Here is a 15,655-nt window from a genome sequence, read left to right on the forward strand (position 1 = left end):
AGACGACGTAGAGAGGAAAAGGTATGTCTCAAAACGTAGAAGTGAGAAAAGAGAACTCCAATGACGAAGTGCTTCAGTGGGTAACATTCCAACTAGAAGAAGAGACTTACGGCATTAACGTAATGCAAGTACGTGAAGTACTGCGTTACACTGAGATCGCTCCTGTACCTGGTGCGCCAGATTATGTTTTAGGTATCATCAACCTTCGTGGTAACGTTGTCACCGTTATTGATACCCGTGCTCGTTTCGGCTTGATGCAGGGCGAGATTACCGATAACACCCGTATTATCGTGATTGAATCTGAACGTCAAGTTATCGGTATCCTAGTTGATAGCGTGGCTGAAGTGGTTTATCTGCGTTCTTCTGAAATTGATACTACACCAAGCGTGGGTACCGATGAGAGTGCTAAATTCATTCAAGGGGTTAGCAACCGCGATGGTAAGTTGTTGATTCTTGTTGACTTGAATAAACTACTGACCGACGAAGAATGGGATGAAATGGCTCACATGTAATGAATATGTGGTCATGGATGAATCCTCCTGTCATTGCAGGGGGATTTGTATTAATTCTAGTTTTGCTGATTATGATCTTGCTTCAAGTCCGCCGCGAGTTGACTAAGCAGGGTGATGGTTTACGTCAGCAGAATCGGGCGTTAGATAAAGAATTGGCGAAAGCAAATAAACAGTTGCTTGAAGTCCGTTCTGTGGTTGTGGGTTTAGGACAGCGTGTCTCCGAGCAACAAGACATCATTTCTCATTTAAATGAGCGCATTATGGCCTTGGAAAACGAAGATAACGATGCTCGCTTATATAGCCGTGCGACCAAAATGGTGAAATTGGGTGCTGACGTTGATGAGCTTATCTCTGAATGCGAATTGCCAAAAGCGGAAGCGGAATTGATGATGTCGCTGCAAAACAAACTTGCAGGGCGTGAAGCGGTTCCACCATTAACCAGTAATCCAGATGGGCAGCACGACGATTCTCCAACGCGCCGACCTATTCGAAGAAAGCCTTAATCTCTGAGCCGCTGTTGATAAGCCTACATGGGCTAGGTTTATCAACAGCGGTTTTCTTTTTATCCTCCTCGTTTGTTTGCTGAATACTTTTGTTAATAAAAATCGATTTTGTGAATTTTTAGTAAAATAAAATGATGTAAATCGATGATTTGACGGGGTTAAGAGCTGTCTCGGTAGCTTCTCATTGTGGTAACATGGCGTGATATTTCATCCTAAGAGATCTCTATGCTCACTGTTAATAATCTGAGTGTCATACGTGATGACCTTCCTTTATTTCAATCGCTCTCCTTCACATTAGAAGCGGGGGATATTTTGCAAATTGAAGGGGAGAACGGTGCAGGGAAAACCACACTGTTGCGGATTATTGCTGGCCTAGGGAAAAGCCATTCAGGAGAGGTGTTGTGGCATGGCGAACCTATTGCTTCACAACGCGATACCTATCACCAAGCGATGCTTTTTATTGGTCATTTACCCGGAATTAAGCGTGAACTGACCGCATTAGAAAACTTACGGTTTTACCAAAAGATGGTCGGAAAAGTGACATCCGAAGAGACGCTACTGACGGTGCTGGCCAAAGTGGGTTTAGTGGGACGTGAAGATTTGGCTGTGTCTCAATTATCAGCAGGACAGCAGCGTCGCGTTGCCTTAGCCCGATTATGGTTAAGCGACCATCCGTTGTGGATTTTGGATGAGCCATTAGCCGCCATTGATAAACAAGGGGTAAAAGTACTGGAAGCTCTGTTTGTCCAACACGCACAGCAAGGTGGCATGGTGCTTTTAACCACTCACCAAGCTCTGATCAATGATCATCGATTACTGAAAACGCTGCGCTTGGAGAAGCACTCATGATGCAAGCTCTGCTGGCGCTTTTATCTCGTGAACTTCTCATCGCTTATCGCCGCTTAGCCGAAGTGTTTAACCCATTATGGTTTTTCGTTTTGGTGATCACCTTATTTCCTCTCAGTGTGGGGCCAGATCCGCAAATGCTCCAACGAATTGCGCCGGGTATCATTTGGGTCGCCGCGTTATTGTCGGCTCTGCTCTCTTTAGAGCGACTGTTTCGTGACGATTTCACTGATGGCTCGCTTGAACAATTAATGCTGACGCCGGTTTCGTTACCGCTGATTGTGATCACCAAAATCGTAGCGCACTGGATTTTAACCGGATTACCCCTGTTACTCATCAGCCCTTTGCTTGCTGTATTGCTATCCTTAGATGTCAGGACCTGGTGTGCTGTTGCATTAACCTTGTTGCTGGGAACGCCTGCATTAAGTTTTATTGGTGCTATTGGGGTTGGTTTAACGGTTGGTTTACGTAAAGGGGGAGTGCTACTGAGTTTGTTAGTGCTGCCACTGTTTATTCCCGTATTGATCTTTGCTACCTCGGCGGTCGATGCGGCTGCCATGGGGATGGCGTATTTAGGTCAGCTCGCCATTTTGGCAGCAATTTTAGTATTGGCGATTGTATTGGCACCTTTTGCGATTAGTGCTGCCTTACGTATTAGTGTGCGATAGATGTGCGATAGAGCTTGGTGGTCACGTGCAGGTGATGCCACCAGCCACTGCAGATGAAAGCCATAGAGATAACTATCTTTACGGCCGTCAAAAAAACAAAGATAAAACAATAACTCCAAGTATGGAGAGCTCGGATGGCCTTTATCAAAATGAGGCGTATCGAGGAAGCAATGAAAGTGAGATTCAACTATGTGGAAATGGCTTCACCCTTATGCCAAGCCAGAGACTGCTTATCGTCTGTGTGGCTGGTGGTTACCTTGGTTTAGTATCGCAGCGGCAATATTTCTCTGTGTCGGTACGGTATGGGGCCTAGCGTTTGCGCCCGCCGATTATCAGCAGGGCAACAGTTTTCGAATTATCTATCTGCATGTGCCAGCGGCAATGTGGTCGATGGGGATCTATGTTGCAATGGCGATTGCCGCACTGATTACCATTGTGTGGCAGATAAAAATGGCTAATTATGTGGCGATAGCCATTGCGCCGATTGGCGCGGTGATGACGTTTATTGCGCTAGTGACGGGTTCCATTTGGGGTAAACCTATGTGGGGCACTTGGTGGGTGTGGGACGCACGCCTCACTTCAGAACTGATTCTGCTGTTTCTCTATTTGGGGGTTATCGCCCTCTATCATGCCTTTGATAATACCGATACCGGCTCGGATGCAGCCAATATTCTAGCGCTCGTTGGGGTGATTAATATCCCAATCATTCACTACTCGGTACAGTGGTGGAATACTTTACATCAGGGCGCGACCATTACTCGTTTTGCTAAGCCTGCCATGGCGTTAGATATGTTGTGGCCATTACTCATTAATATCCTCGGTTTTGCTTTTTTCATTGGCGCAGTGGCATTGCTCAGAGTGCGTAATGAAATACTGAGCCAAGAACGCCATCGTCCTTGGGTGGTCGCTATGGCAACCAAAAGCATCGCAAAGGAGGGCGCATAACATGTTTTTTGCCTCTATGAATGACTTTTGGTTAATGGGGGGCTATGCCGCCTATGTATGGAGTGCGGTGGGGATTACTCTTTGCTCCATGCTGATACTGGTTTGGAATAGCCTGCGTCGTCGGCGCAAAATTTTGCGTGATGTGACAGAGAGATTGGCCCGTCAAGCGCGGGTAGCCCAAGCGAAAAACATGGAAAACACGTTATGAATCCAAGACGTAAAAAGCGCCTGATTGTGGTGACCAGCATTGTGGTTGCCGTGGCGATAGCCTTGAGTCTGGTGATGTATGCTTTGAACCAGAATATGAATCTATTTTATACGCCAAGCCAAATTGTTTACGGTCGTGATGGGCATGTTCCCCAAGTCGGTGAACGTTTACGTATCGGTGGCATGGTGGTCGTTGGTTCAGTACATCGTGATCCAAACTCGCTTAAAGTCACTTTTCAGCTCCACGATATCGGCCCTTCAGTGACAGTGGAATACGAAGGAATTTTGCCAGATTTGTTTCGTGAGGGACAAGGTATTGTGGCGCAAGGGGTATTGACGAGCAGTGATACTGTAAAAGCGGTAGAAGTGTTGGCAAAACACGATGAAAACTATATGCCGCCAGATGTTCAAGAAGTGATGAAGAATAATCATGCCTTTATCCAAGCTCAGAAAAATTCAGCCAGTGCGGCGGCGGTGCAACCATGATTGCCGAGCTAGGACATATCGCCCTTATCTTGGGTTGGGGTATCGCGCTACTGCTGAGCGTTTTACCTTTAGTGGGGGCCAAATATCAAAGCGCTAGCTTGATGGCCTGTGCAAGACCATTAGCTACAGCACTGTTTACCTTTATTGCACTCTCCTTTATCGCCTTAGCTTGGGCGTTTTACAGTAACGATTTTACGCTGCAATACGTGGCGCAAAACTCGAACAGTCAATTGCCTTGGTATTATCGCGTGACGGCCGTATGGGGCGCTCATGAAGGTTCTTTATTGCTCTGGGTGTTTATCCAAAGCGCGTGGACGTTAGCGGTTGCTCGTGGCAGCCGTGCTCTACCGATAGATGCGGTGGCGCGTGTTTTGGCGATTATGGGGATGATCAGTGTTGGATTTTTGACGTTTATCCTCCTGACGTCTAACCCATTTACTCGCACCTTACCTTACTTCCCAGTGGATGGACGCGACCTTAATCCACTGTTGCAAGATCCTGGACTGATTATTCACCCTCCGATGTTGTATACCGGCTACGTAGGTTTTTCGGTGGCTTTTGCCTTCGCTATCACGGCGTTGATGACAGGAAAATTGGATACGGTTTGGGCGCGTTGGTCTCGACCTTGGACAACGGCAGCGTGGATGTTTCTCACCGTGGGGATCTGTTTGGGGTCATGGTGGGCCTATTACGAACTTGGCTGGGGCGGCTGGTGGTTTTGGGACCCGGTGGAAAACGCATCATTAATGCCTTGGCTTGCTGGAACCGCGTTGCTCCATTCTCTTGCGGTCAGTGAAAAACGCGGCACGTTTAAAGCGTGGACCGTATTACTGGCAATTTGCGCTTTCTCCCTCAGTCTACTCGGGACATTTTTGGTGCGTTCCGGCATTTTGGTTTCAGTGCATGCCTTTGCTTCAGATCCTTCCCGCGGGTTATTTATTTTGAGTTTACTGGTGATTGTCATTGGTGGCTCACTGCTCCTGTTCGCTTTAAAAGGCGGGGCAATTCGCGTGCAAACTCAGTTTGCGCTGTTATCGCGGGAAAACGCATTGTTACTGAATAACATCCTGCTGATGTGTGCTTTGGTGATTGTGTTATTGGGCACCTTGCTGCCGTTAGTGCATAAGCAGCTAGGTTTAGGCTCGGTTTCCATTGGTGCTCCTTTCTTTAATGTGATGTTTGCTTGGTTAATGCTGCCATTTGCGCTGATTTTGGGTATTAGCCCGCTGATCCGTTGGAAGCGCGAGCAGGGAGCGCAATTGATCAAGCCTATGATTATCTCAGGTGTTTTGGCCTTGATCTTAGGCGGTTTGATGCTGACGCTTTTTGCCGACCATCTTCGCCCGATGGCGATGATGGGCTGGGTACTCGCATGGTGGATAGTGTTGCTTCATTGCTATGAGATCTATCTTCGTGCGACCCATCGCCACAGTTTTAGGCAAGGTGTGACTAAGCTACCGCGCAGTCACTGGGCGATGTGGTTTGCTCACTTAGGGTTGGCGGTAACCATCATCGGTGTGGCCATGATTGAAAACTATGGCGTGGAGAAAGATCTGCGTTTAGCGCCTGGGCAGCAGGTCACTGTCGCTGGTTATCAGTTCGAATTTGAAGGACTGCAAAATATCCAAGGACCAAACTACAGCGGCTACGAAGGCAAATTTACGATTCGAGTTGATAGCAAGTGGGTCAACACGTTATATGCGCAAAAACGTTTTTATCCGGTGGCGCGGTCGATGATGACGGAAGCTGCGATTGATCGTGGTGTGACTCGTGATCTTTACCTAGCGCTAGGAGAGTCATTGGGCTCTGAAGGCGCTTGGGCGGTGCGGATTTATTACAAACCCTTTATTCGTTGGATTTGGGGTGGTGCACTGCTTATGGCGTTTGGCGGATTATTGGCGATAACTGATCGACGTTATCGATTTAAATTACGTAAGGAGGCGAAAGCATGAATAAGAAACTTCTTTTTATTCCTCTCGTACTATTTGTTGGCTTAGTGGTGATGTTTACCACCCAACTTATGGATAACGCACAAGGTGATGATCCAACGAAACTGGAATCAGTATTGGTGGGCAAACCGGTACCAGAGTTTCAGCTGCCGAATTTGTTTGACGACAATAAACAGTATGATCAAAGCCTGTTTCAAGGTAAGCCACTTTTACTGAACGTTTGGGCGACATGGTGTCCCACCTGCCATGCTGAGCATCAATTCTTAAATCAGCTAGCGAACCAAGGGGTCAATATCGTTGGTCTGAATTACAAAGATGATCGTGCCAAGGCAATTACTTGGCTCAATCAGGCGGGTGACCCTTATGCGGTGAACTTGTTTGATGGCGATGGTATGTTCGGCTTAGATCTCGGTGTTTATGGCGCTCCAGAAACATTTCTTATCGACGCCAACGGTGTGATTCGCTATCGCCATGTGGGTGATGTGAATGCCCAAAATTGGCATAACAAGCTTGAGCCGCTTTATCAAAAATTACTGCAGGAGAATCACTCATGATGTGGCGCACTGCATTTGTTGCTTTTCTCCTGTTTTGGGCGGGCAGTTCCTTAGCGGCGATTGACGTTTACCATTTTGATTCTGCGCAGCAGGAGCAACAGTTTCAGGAATTGAGTTCCACGCTCCGTTGCCCTAAATGTCAAAACAACACCATTGCTGATTCCAACGCCGCATTGGCTCAGGACCTGCGCCATAAAGTGTATGAAATGACCATTCAAGGCAAAAGTCGCCAAGAAATTATCGATTATATGGTTGCGCGTTACGGTGATTTTATTACTTATAACCCGCCCTTAACCCTTGGGACATTAATCTTGTGGGTCGGACCACTGTTGGTGCTGATGCTAGGGGGCGTATTTATATGGCGGCGTCATCGTCTTGCAGCCCCGGATCTTGGCGCAACGCAGGGGTGGGACAGTGATAAAGAGGCTCGCTTACAATCGTTGCTCGCTTCCTCTGATAAGCATGAGGAGCACAAATGATTGAATTTTGGATAGGCGTTCTCGTGCTGGTACTGTTCGCTCTAACGGTAGTTTGTTTGCCTTGGTATCGTTCTCGACATCAGTCAGTGTCGGGTGAGGTACGCGAGCAACTGAGTAAAACCTTTTATCAAGAGCGTTTAGCGGAGTTAACTCTCGAAGCGGATCAAGGATTAGCCTCTGACGAGCAAGCGTTAGTGACGGAACTTAAGCAATCGCTACTTGATGATATTCCTGCTGCGAGCAGTGGAAACCAAACCGCATTACCTTTGTCTGAAAAGCGGTTAGTGCTGTTGGCCTCGATTGTGATGCTAGGTCTTTGCGGAGCCATGTACGCGTGGGTGGGTGGATATCAACAAGTAAGCCATTGGCAGCAAGTTCAGCACTCCTCTGAGCAGTTAACGGAAAAACTAATTACGTCGCAAGGGGCTTTAAGCACCAGCGATATGCAAGATCTGATTTTGGCGTTACGAACTCGTTTGGCGCAAAATCCGAATGATGCGACTGGCTGGACTATGTTAGGGAGAGTGGCTACGGCGGCGCAAGCAAGCGCTATTGCTATCCCCGCTTTTGGTAAAGCACATGAGTTAGCCAAACAAGATGCCAACATCACGCTGGCTTATGGGCAGAGTTTGATTTTGACGTCCGATGAAGGATTGCAGCAACAAGGGCGTGATCTGCTGTTGCCGCTGTTAGATATGCCATCAGTGGCGTTTCAAGCGCAGTCCTTATTGGCATATGACGCGTTTTCGCAGCAAAAATATGGGGACGCTATCTCGTATTGGCAAAAGATGCAAAGTGCGATTCCTGCGAATGATCAACGGTATGCTATGCTAGCTGACAGCATTGCTAAAGCCCGTCAATTGCAGGGTGACAACATGAGTCATGGGGTGGCGGTGTCGATTGCGATCGACAAAACGATAGTCATCCCTAAAAACGCCATTTTGATTGTTTCGGTTCAAGATAGTTCTGGTCAAGGAATGCCAGTGGCCGCGGCTCGTTTTTCTACCCAGCCGTTTCCGCATCATGTGGTACTGACCGATCAGAACAATTTAACACCGCAGCGCCGTTTATCGGATTTGAAACAGCTAGTGGTGAAAGCACGTATCGATTTGGACGGAAATGTTTCCACACAAAATGGCGATTGGATTGGCGTTAGCGGGCCAGTAACCTTAGGGGACCCAGTAGAGGTACTCATTCATTCGCACTAAAAAGTGCAATCAGTCAGTTGAGTTAACACGGGCCATTGTGCCATTTTTACGGATTACAGTATGAATAACCGCCTTTTTCGCGCCTTTTTCTTAGGGGTCATTGTTGCCCTAGCGGGCTGTAGCTCTGCGCCAGATCAGCAGGGAGCCCAAGAAACCAATAATGATGACCCGTTAGAGGGCTTCAACCGTACCATGTGGACGGTGAATTACGATTACCTCGACCCATATGTTCTCCGTCCGGTTTCCTTAGCCTATGTCGATTATGTACCGACACCTGTGCGCTCCGGGATCTCGAACTTTTTTGGTAACTTAGATGAACCAGCAAGCATGGTGAACAACATCATCATGGGTAATGGGCGTAAAGCACTAAACCACTTCAACCGTTTTTGGATTAACTCTACTTTCGGTATTTTAGGTCTATTTGATATCGCTTCGGCGGCGGGAATCAATAAACAAGATCAAAAGGAATTTGGTGATGCGATTGGTCACTATGGGGTCGGTAAAGGACCATATGTGATGGTTCCAGGGGCAGGGCCTTATGCTTTGCGTGATGGGGCTGATTTAGTTGACTCCACCTACTTGCCGCTCTCTTATCTCAATATTTGGGCTAGCATCGGTAAATTTGTTTTCCAAGGTTTAGAAACCCGTGCCGCACTGGTTCAACAAGAACCTATGCTCAAAAACTCTCCCGATCCTTACGCCTTCACGCGTGATGCTTATCTGCAACATCTCGACTTTAAAGCGGAAGTTACCAAAGATGACTACAACGCAGAAGAAGAAGATAAGCTAGACGATTATCTCGATCAGTACTGATTAAGCGCTCATCACCCGACCGCTAAAATACTCATTCGCCACGATGTATTCCGTGTGGCGAGTGAGCTCATCATAATGCAACGATTCACTGTGATGTGGCTCATTAGAGAGCTGCGGGACGACACCTCCGACACGAATGTTGAAAGGGGTTAGCTCTTGAGCCCAGCTTTGGGTAAAACCAGACACCATCGAGCTTGCACTGACTAACCCGTTCAATTCCATGGCTCCACTGTACGAGATGACGTTAACGATCACACCTTTGTTTTGCGCTTGCCGCATACGTTCCGCACAGCCATAGCCAAATAAGAAGAAGTGTGCCGTTAAGGTGCTCCATTGTTGCACGAATTGATCGGAAGCCGCTTCGTCGACGAAAGAGGGCAGTACCACATTAGGCCAGTGGTTGATTAGTACATCTGGTGCCTGATGGTAAGTTTCCTGCACAAAATCGAGAATCGCTTCGACTGCTTTAGGTTGGCAAGAGGTCAGCACACAGGAGTGTACTTGATCATTGACATCTCGGCACAGCTGCACCGTTTTCATTAAGTTGGTTTCATCGTGATCACAAAGGATCAAGCGTGCGCCTAAGCGAGCATAGTGAATGGCGAGTGATCTGCCGAGTAAAGAACTCGCGGAAGTGATTAAAATAACAGCACTTTCTATTTTCATCCCACTCTCCCACCTAATTTATTGAACGGCTCCCTTTCTTAGAGGGTTTTGACAGCATGGTTGATGAGATCAATTCACAGTGTGAATAAGATCAAAGATCACTGCTTGGGGAACAAATAGGGTGGGTTTCTTTGCTGCGATTCACACAAACGAGTGTATAGCACTAAGCGTTACACTTAAGCCTGTGCTCGGATCTGATCGTGGCGGTTAGCGTAGACTAATTGTTGATATAAATCAGCAGGTAACAACTTCTTAGGTGCTTTATCTGCCAAATGGCGACGCTCATGTCCTGAGAGGTTGAAGTAGACATCTTCAGGGAAACCTTGGGTATCTTCAGGGAGATAGGTGAGCGCATCTGGAATCAGATAGTGACTGAGTTTTGCGCTTGCCAAACCACCATCATGAAACTGTTTGGCTTGCTCAGCAGAAATCGCATAAGAGCTTTGATCGTTTTGCAGTGCTTGTGGCTCTTGCAATTGAAAACGCTGACGTAGCAGTTTATCCGTAGTAATGGTCTCATCAATCTGATCGACCGGGGTGTTGTCCCGTACGTCATTGGAGAACATCGCGAGCATCAGGGCAAAATCAGCACGACGGGCTTGGTGGACGGCTTGGTTAATCCCAGTACCGACCTTAAGCTCGTTAATTATCGCTGCTTTGTCTAAAGTATGAACTTGCATTGTGCTCTCCGTAAGTTATTCACCTTAACGGCGCGTCAGGCGAAAACTTGAGGCTTTTTATTGGATTAATTACCAAGCAAGCCAAGAGAGTCGTCAATGGGGTTAACCGTTGGAGGGCAAATAAAAAGCCAGCGACTGGGCGCTGGCTTGATTCGGTAGCATCAAATGCACTAAGACTTAAGCAATCTTAGTTAACCAGTTGTGTGTATCTGGTGCTTTACCCCATTGAATGTCATTCAATGCTTGGCGTAGTTTGGTCGCCATTGGGCCGATATCACCATTACCGACTGGGTAATCTTTACCGTTGTAAATGAAAGTACCTACTGAAGTTAGCACTGCAGCTGTACCAGAAAGCATCGCTTCAACGCCAGGTTTCGCTGCACGTTCTAGAAGCTCTTCTACTGACACTTCACGTTCACTTACTGTCATACCAAGGTCTTTAGCAATAGTCAGGATACTTGAGCGAGTAACACCATGTAGGAAGCTTGAATCCAATGCTTTAGTAATGATTTCATTACCATCAACCAATAGGAAGTTTGCTGCGCCAGTTTCAGTGATGTAACCATTTGGGCAGAAAAGGATTTGGTCTGCTTGGTATTTTTGTTTCGCTTCGATGGTTGGACGCAACGCGCTAGCGTAGTTACCGCCGCTCTTGATCATCCCCATGTGTGACGCACAGCGTTGACCGGTTTCATCCAGCATTAGACGCAGTGCGTGAGCACCGCCAGCGAAGTAGTCGCCCACTGGAGAAAGAAGAATGTACGCCATAGAGCTGTTTGTTGCAGATGCAGCTTTACCAATCTGAGCTTCTGTACCAATGTGTGTTGGACGAATGTACATAGATCCTGGTGCTTCTGGAACATCTGCTGCGAATTCAGCCACGATGGTTTTAATCATGTCGCTGATCTGCTCTTTGTTTAGCTCTGGTAGTGCAAGTAAGTGACTGCTTTGAGCAAAACGTTCAATGTTTTGGTCCATTCGAAAGACGTGCACACTGCCGTCTTCGTGACGGAACGCTTTCAAGCCTTCAAAACAAGTACTTGAGTAGTGTAGAACGTGTGCACCTGGATGAAGAGAGATGCTGTTTGAATCAACGATTTTAGTTTCAGACCATTGATTATTTTCGAAGGTTGCCATTGCCATTTTCGGCATGAACACGCTACCAAAAGCCGCCATTATGATTTCCCTAATGAATAAATATAATTGAAAAGATGTTGTGCGATTAAGTTTGGGCAGGCGATAAGATGAGTCGTCCAAGACCTAATCTCAGAATACTAAAACAGATCGAGTTTGTAAGAAAGAGCGAAGCGGTGATTGGGATGAATTAGTTTTGCTGATTCAAAAGGTTTATTCTTTTTCCCACGTTTTAGCGCTGCTTTTATCACTCACACTAATTGATTTCTCTCCTATCGATGAGATTGATGGGCTATGCGACGCTTCACTCAACGGAACCTGTGAGTCTTTGATTGCGTGAGTATGTGCATAAGATAAACAAGGTGTGAGACTTCATTGAGCAAAGTGATGACTTTATTCACAATAGATGTGTCGATGATCCCTCGTTTATAGAGAAGGAGAACTCTCGATGCTTGAGCGCTGACGGCCAGATTTATTCATGTTAATGTCGTCGCCTTGCGGGAAGATAATGTGCCACTTAACCGTGCGCCGAGGATAAGGGAAATAGATGAAACAGAATATCGTGCATATTGCTTTGGTTGTTCGTGATTACGATGAAGCGATCGACTTTTACGTCAATAAACTGCAATTTGAATTAATTGAAGATACGTATCAGCCGGAGCAAGATAAGCGCTGGGTTGTGGTTGCACCGCCCAATTCCCATGGTGTGACTTTGCTGCTAGCTAAAGCATCAAAGCCAGAGCAAGTTGATTTTATTGGTAATCAAGCTGGTGGGCGGGTATTTCTTTTTTTGAATACCGATGATTTTTGGCGCGACTACCAACGCATGGTATCGCTTGGCATTCATTTTGTTCGTGAGCCAAAAGAGCAAGATTATGGCACGGTAGCGGTTTTTGCTGACCTTTATGGCAACCTCTGGGATCTGCTCCAACTCAATCCTGACCATCCGATGGCTTTAAGATAACCCACTCTATGACCAGAGGATGTGGTTATTTTACATCCTCTCCCTATTTTACCTTTTTCTTGGGTATGTCTATTTCTCTCTTAATTTGGACTCAAGTTTGCCATATCCAACGGCGTTAATAGGCAAACGTTTTCGTCTATATCCACACTAAATGTGCATCTATCTATATAAAATTAATGGAAAATTTTCAGATCAAATTTTGCGATGTGATTTGCCTTCCATTAGTTTGCGATAGATCAATATCACCACCACTAAATGATAACTACTCACATTTAAATTGATCTAGATCCGTATTTTTCGTGCTTCACGGTGTTATTTTCTTTCACAACGAATTTATACAAGGTTATGGGTAATCATATGAATCTATTTGAACAAACCCCTCGTGCTCGTCGCCGTTACGGTTTAGCTGCTTTCATCGGTTTGATTGCAGGTGTGGTATCTGCTTTTGTGAAATGGGGCGGTGAAGTACCACTTCCTCCACGTAGTCCAGTCGACATGTTTAATGCCGCTTGTGGTCCAGAATCTTTGATTCGTGCTGCTAGCCAAATTGACTGTTCTCGTAACTTTTTGAATCCTCCATACGTATTCCTACGCGATTACCTACACGTAACCGATCCGAACTCTGCTGTTTACACTTTTGCTGGTCACGTATTTAACTGGGTTGGCGTGACACACATCGTGTTCTCTATCATCTTCGCTGTCGGTTACTGTGTTGTCGCTGAAGTGTTCCCTAAAGTGAAATTGTGGCAAGGTCTGCTAGCGGGTTTCCTAGCAACAGTAGGCGTACACTGGATCTCTTTCACTCTTATGGGTCTAACTCCTCCACTATTTGACCTACCATGGTACGAAAACGTATCTGAAATCTTTGGTCACCTAGTTTGGTTCTGGTCAATTGAAATCATCCGTCGTGACCTACGTAACCGCATTACTAAAGAACCTGATGCAGAAATTCCGCTAGCTGCAGAAGTTCGCTAAATCTCCAAGCTTTAATCAGAATAGTTAATCAATCAGAATAGTTTTTAGGCCGCGCAAGCGGCCTTTTTTTGCTTTGGATTTTGCCAATAGTAAGATTGACCACCGACGAGGAATCTTAGAGTATGTGATTGATTTAGTAAGAAGATGATTAATACCGAGGAGCGGATATGTCCAGAGGAGAGAATCACATGAAGATAAGAACCTATCAAAAGGGTGATGCCCCAGAATTATGGCGGCTTTTCTATAATACGATTCACCATGTGAACTGCCGTGATTACTCCCCAGAGTTACTTGATGCTTGGGCTCCGCTTGAGTTTGATTTTGCGATTTGGCAGAGAAAGATGGATACGATCAACCCTGTTATCGCTGAGATGGATGGCAAAATCGTTGGTTATACTGATTTACAAGCCGATGGATTAATTGACCATTTCTTTTGTCATGCGCAGTACCAAGGGCAAGGTGTGGGACGGTTTCTTATGGAGCATGTGTTGCGCTTAGGAGCAACAAGGGGAATCACGCATTTTCGTTCTGAAGTGAGTATTACTGCTCGGCCATTTTACGAACGGTTTGGCTTTTCTGTGGTAACTGAGCAAAACGTGCCGATTCGGGGGCAAATTCTCAATAATTTTATTATGGAGAAAATTGTTCTAACCAATTGAAAATCAACAAAAAAGGCCTGCGAAGGCAGACCTTTTAGCTTACAGTGAACCTAAAGCTTATTTAGCAAGGTTAGCTGCAACGAATTCCCAGTTTACTAGGTTCCAGAATGCAGTCATGTAGTTAGGACGAGCATTGCGGTAGTCGATGTAGTAAGCGTGTTCCCAAACGTCAACAGTTAGCAGTGGAGTGACACCGTCAGTTAGCGGAGTCGCTGCGTTTGAAGTGTTAACGATAGCTAGAGAACCGTCAGCTTTTTTAACAAGCCAAGTCCAACCTGAACCGAAGTTTGCTACAGCTGAATCAGTGAATTTAGTTTTGAACTCTTCAAAAGAACCAAACGCTTTGTTGATTGCTTCTGCAACTGCGCCAGTTGGTTCGCCGCCTGCTTTAGGAGCTAGACAGTGCCAGTAGAAAGTGTGGTTCCACACTTGAGCTGCGTTGTTGAAGATGCCGCCAGTAGAAGATTGGATGATCTCTTCTAGTGATTTGTTTTCGAACTCAGTACCAGGGATAAGACCATTTAGCTTAACAACGTAAGTGTTGTGGTGTTTACCGTAGTGGTATTCAAGAGTTTCTTTAGAGATGTGTGGTTCTAGCGCGTCTTGTGCGTAAGGAAGAGCCGGTAGTTCAAATGCCATTGCTCAATTCTCCATTGATATGAAAGAGTTACCTCTTTCGTTGATTGCTTCCAGTGTTATTGTTTTTTGTCCCTAGATGACTTTTTGTCACCTTAGGTTCGTCGATACGACTGACTTGAGTTCTATTTTAGCAACTTTTTACTTTATTAAAACCCCAATCTGAATAAAAATAAGCAAGTGGTTGAAGAATGCCCACTCACTGCCTTGGCACCATAACGCGTTTAGATGAAAAGAAAATGACCTCATCCCGCACTTTGGCGACTTGAGCAGTGTGCAAATCATATCCATACTCAATATGGGCTTTTTATTCTCCATTAATGATTTAGAATACCGTCAATCAACAAAACGTCTCCAATGAGGAAGCAATGGAAACCATCGACAAAATCAAACAGCAAATCGCAGAGAACTCAATCCTTCTCTATATGAAAGGTTCACCAAAGCTACCAAGCTGCGGTTTCTCTTCTCAAGCGTCGCAAGCGCTTATGGCGTGTGGCGAAAAATTTGCTTACGTTGATATTCTGCAAAACCCTGATATCCGCGCTGAATTGCCAATCTATGCACAATGGCCAACGTTCCCTCAACTTTGGGTTGAAGGCGAGCTTATTGGCGGTTGTGACATCATTCTGGAAATGTTCCAGAAAGGTGAACTACAGCCTCTTATCAAAGAAGCTGCGGCACGTGCCGCAAAAGATGCAGAATAACACTGTATAAAATCACAGTTTACTTGCTATGATAAGGCCACATTTATGTGGCCTTTGCTTTTTCTGG

At 46.0% G+C, this 15,655-nt stretch carries 20 protein-coding genes; 16 read left to right on the top strand and 4 right to left on the bottom strand.

Annotation, left to right across the window (positions count from 1 at the left end; all coding sequences use genetic code 11):
* Positions 1-23 precede the first annotated feature (23 nt).
* The 12 genes from OCV11_RS04570 to OCV11_RS04625 all read left to right on the top strand — a co-directional run bounded on the left by OCV11_RS04570 (position 24) and on the right by OCV11_RS04625 (position 9,170).
* The gene (locus OCV11_RS04570) at positions 24-512 is read left to right on the top strand and encodes a chemotaxis protein CheW (RefSeq protein WP_261895263.1); all 489 of its coding nucleotides are present in this window, start codon (positions 24-26) and stop codon (positions 510-512) included.
* Entirely contained in the window at positions 512-1,015 is a 504-nt protein-coding gene (locus tag OCV11_RS04575; protein WP_261895264.1) for a DUF2802 domain-containing protein, read from the top strand. Before OCV11_RS04570 ends, OCV11_RS04575 begins: the two co-directional genes overlap by 1 nt.
* 225 nt (positions 1,016-1,240) lie before the next feature.
* Positions 1,241-1,864, top strand: a complete 624-nt coding sequence (ccmA, locus tag OCV11_RS04580) for a cytochrome c biogenesis heme-transporting ATPase CcmA (protein ID WP_261895266.1) — start codon at positions 1,241-1,243, stop codon at positions 1,862-1,864.
* Positions 1,861-2,529 (top strand): heme exporter protein CcmB, encoded by a 669-nt coding sequence (ccmB, locus tag OCV11_RS04585; RefSeq protein ID WP_261895268.1) that lies wholly within the window; start codon positions 1,861-1,863, stop codon positions 2,527-2,529. Before ccmA ends, ccmB begins: the two co-directional genes overlap by 4 nt.
* A 189-nt stretch (positions 2,530-2,718) precedes the next feature.
* Complete coding sequence (locus tag OCV11_RS04590; RefSeq protein WP_261895269.1) at positions 2,719-3,474, top strand: heme ABC transporter permease; 756 nt, start codon at positions 2,719-2,721, stop codon at positions 3,472-3,474.
* A 1-nt stretch (position 3,475) separates the two neighbouring features.
* Positions 3,476-3,682, top strand: coding sequence for a heme exporter protein CcmD (ccmD, locus tag OCV11_RS04595; RefSeq protein WP_261895271.1), 207 nt, complete (start codon positions 3,476-3,478; stop codon positions 3,680-3,682).
* Positions 3,679-4,167, top strand: coding sequence for a cytochrome c maturation protein CcmE (gene ccmE, locus OCV11_RS04600; RefSeq protein ID WP_261895272.1), 489 nt, complete (start codon positions 3,679-3,681; stop codon positions 4,165-4,167). The genes ccmD and ccmE overlap by 4 nt, the downstream gene beginning before the upstream one ends.
* Positions 4,164-6,119, top strand: a complete 1,956-nt coding sequence (locus OCV11_RS04605) for a heme lyase CcmF/NrfE family subunit (RefSeq protein ID WP_261895274.1) — start codon at positions 4,164-4,166, stop codon at positions 6,117-6,119. The genes ccmE and OCV11_RS04605 overlap by 4 nt, the downstream gene beginning before the upstream one ends.
* Positions 6,116-6,670 (top strand): DsbE family thiol:disulfide interchange protein, encoded by a 555-nt coding sequence (locus OCV11_RS04610; RefSeq protein ID WP_261895276.1) that lies wholly within the window; start codon positions 6,116-6,118, stop codon positions 6,668-6,670. The genes OCV11_RS04605 and OCV11_RS04610 overlap by 4 nt, the downstream gene beginning before the upstream one ends.
* Positions 6,667-7,149, top strand: a complete 483-nt coding sequence (locus tag OCV11_RS04615) for a cytochrome c-type biogenesis protein (protein ID WP_261895277.1) — start codon at positions 6,667-6,669, stop codon at positions 7,147-7,149. The genes OCV11_RS04610 and OCV11_RS04615 overlap by 4 nt, the downstream gene beginning before the upstream one ends.
* A complete protein-coding gene (gene ccmI / locus OCV11_RS04620) occupies positions 7,146-8,357 on the top strand; it encodes a c-type cytochrome biogenesis protein CcmI (RefSeq protein WP_261895279.1) in 1,212 nt (403 codons plus the stop codon). Before OCV11_RS04615 ends, ccmI begins: the two co-directional genes overlap by 4 nt.
* A 60-nt stretch (positions 8,358-8,417) precedes the next feature.
* A complete protein-coding gene (locus OCV11_RS04625; RefSeq protein ID WP_261895280.1) occupies positions 8,418-9,170 on the top strand; it encodes an MlaA family lipoprotein in 753 nt (250 codons plus the stop codon).
* On the opposite strand, the gene OCV11_RS04630 is transcribed toward OCV11_RS04625, so the two are convergent.
* The 3 genes from OCV11_RS04630 to OCV11_RS04640 form a co-directional block, all read right to left on the bottom strand.
* Positions 9,171-9,836 (bottom strand): SDR family oxidoreductase, encoded by a 666-nt coding sequence (locus OCV11_RS04630; protein ID WP_261895282.1) that lies wholly within the window; start codon positions 9,834-9,836, stop codon positions 9,171-9,173. It lies immediately after the preceding gene.
* A gap of 176 nt (positions 9,837-10,012) precedes the next feature.
* On the bottom strand, positions 10,013-10,516 hold the full coding sequence (locus OCV11_RS04635) for a VC2046/SO_2500 family protein (RefSeq protein WP_261895283.1): 504 nt from the start codon (positions 10,514-10,516) through the stop codon (positions 10,013-10,015).
* A 177-nt stretch (positions 10,517-10,693) separates the two neighbouring features.
* A complete protein-coding gene (locus tag OCV11_RS04640) occupies positions 10,694-11,692 on the bottom strand; it encodes a branched-chain amino acid aminotransferase (RefSeq protein WP_261895284.1) in 999 nt (332 codons plus the stop codon).
* Between the two features lie 505 nt (positions 11,693-12,197).
* Between OCV11_RS04640 and OCV11_RS04645 the strand changes: the two genes are divergently transcribed.
* The 3 genes from OCV11_RS04645 to OCV11_RS04655 all read left to right on the top strand — a co-directional run bounded on the left by OCV11_RS04645 (position 12,198) and on the right by OCV11_RS04655 (position 14,248).
* Positions 12,198-12,614 carry a VOC family protein gene (locus tag OCV11_RS04645; RefSeq protein WP_261895285.1) on the top strand — a complete coding sequence of 139 codons (417 nt, stop codon included), beginning with the start codon at positions 12,198-12,200 and terminating at the stop codon, positions 12,612-12,614.
* A 357-nt stretch (positions 12,615-12,971) separates the two neighbouring features.
* The gene (locus OCV11_RS04650) at positions 12,972-13,589 is read left to right on the top strand and encodes a YagU family protein (RefSeq protein WP_261895287.1); all 618 of its coding nucleotides are present in this window, start codon (positions 12,972-12,974) and stop codon (positions 13,587-13,589) included.
* A gap of 188 nt (positions 13,590-13,777) precedes the next feature.
* Positions 13,778-14,248, top strand: coding sequence for a GNAT family N-acetyltransferase (locus OCV11_RS04655; protein WP_261895288.1), 471 nt, complete (start codon positions 13,778-13,780; stop codon positions 14,246-14,248).
* Positions 14,249-14,305: 57 nt separating this feature from the next.
* On the opposite strand, the gene sodB is transcribed toward OCV11_RS04655, so the two are convergent.
* Entirely contained in the window at positions 14,306-14,887 is a 582-nt protein-coding gene (gene sodB, locus OCV11_RS04660; protein WP_261895290.1) for a superoxide dismutase [Fe], read from the bottom strand.
* A gap of 365 nt (positions 14,888-15,252) precedes the next feature.
* Here sodB and OCV11_RS04665 point away from each other — a divergent pair, with 365 nt between their 5' ends.
* On the top strand, positions 15,253-15,588 hold the full coding sequence (locus OCV11_RS04665) for a Grx4 family monothiol glutaredoxin (protein ID WP_261895292.1): 336 nt from the start codon (positions 15,253-15,255) through the stop codon (positions 15,586-15,588).
* Positions 15,589-15,655: the final 67 nt, after the last annotated feature.

Origin of the sequence: Vibrio porteresiae DSM 19223 (assembly GCF_024347055.1) — a bacterium.
Lineage (GTDB): Bacteria > Pseudomonadota > Gammaproteobacteria > Enterobacterales > Vibrionaceae > Vibrio > Vibrio porteresiae.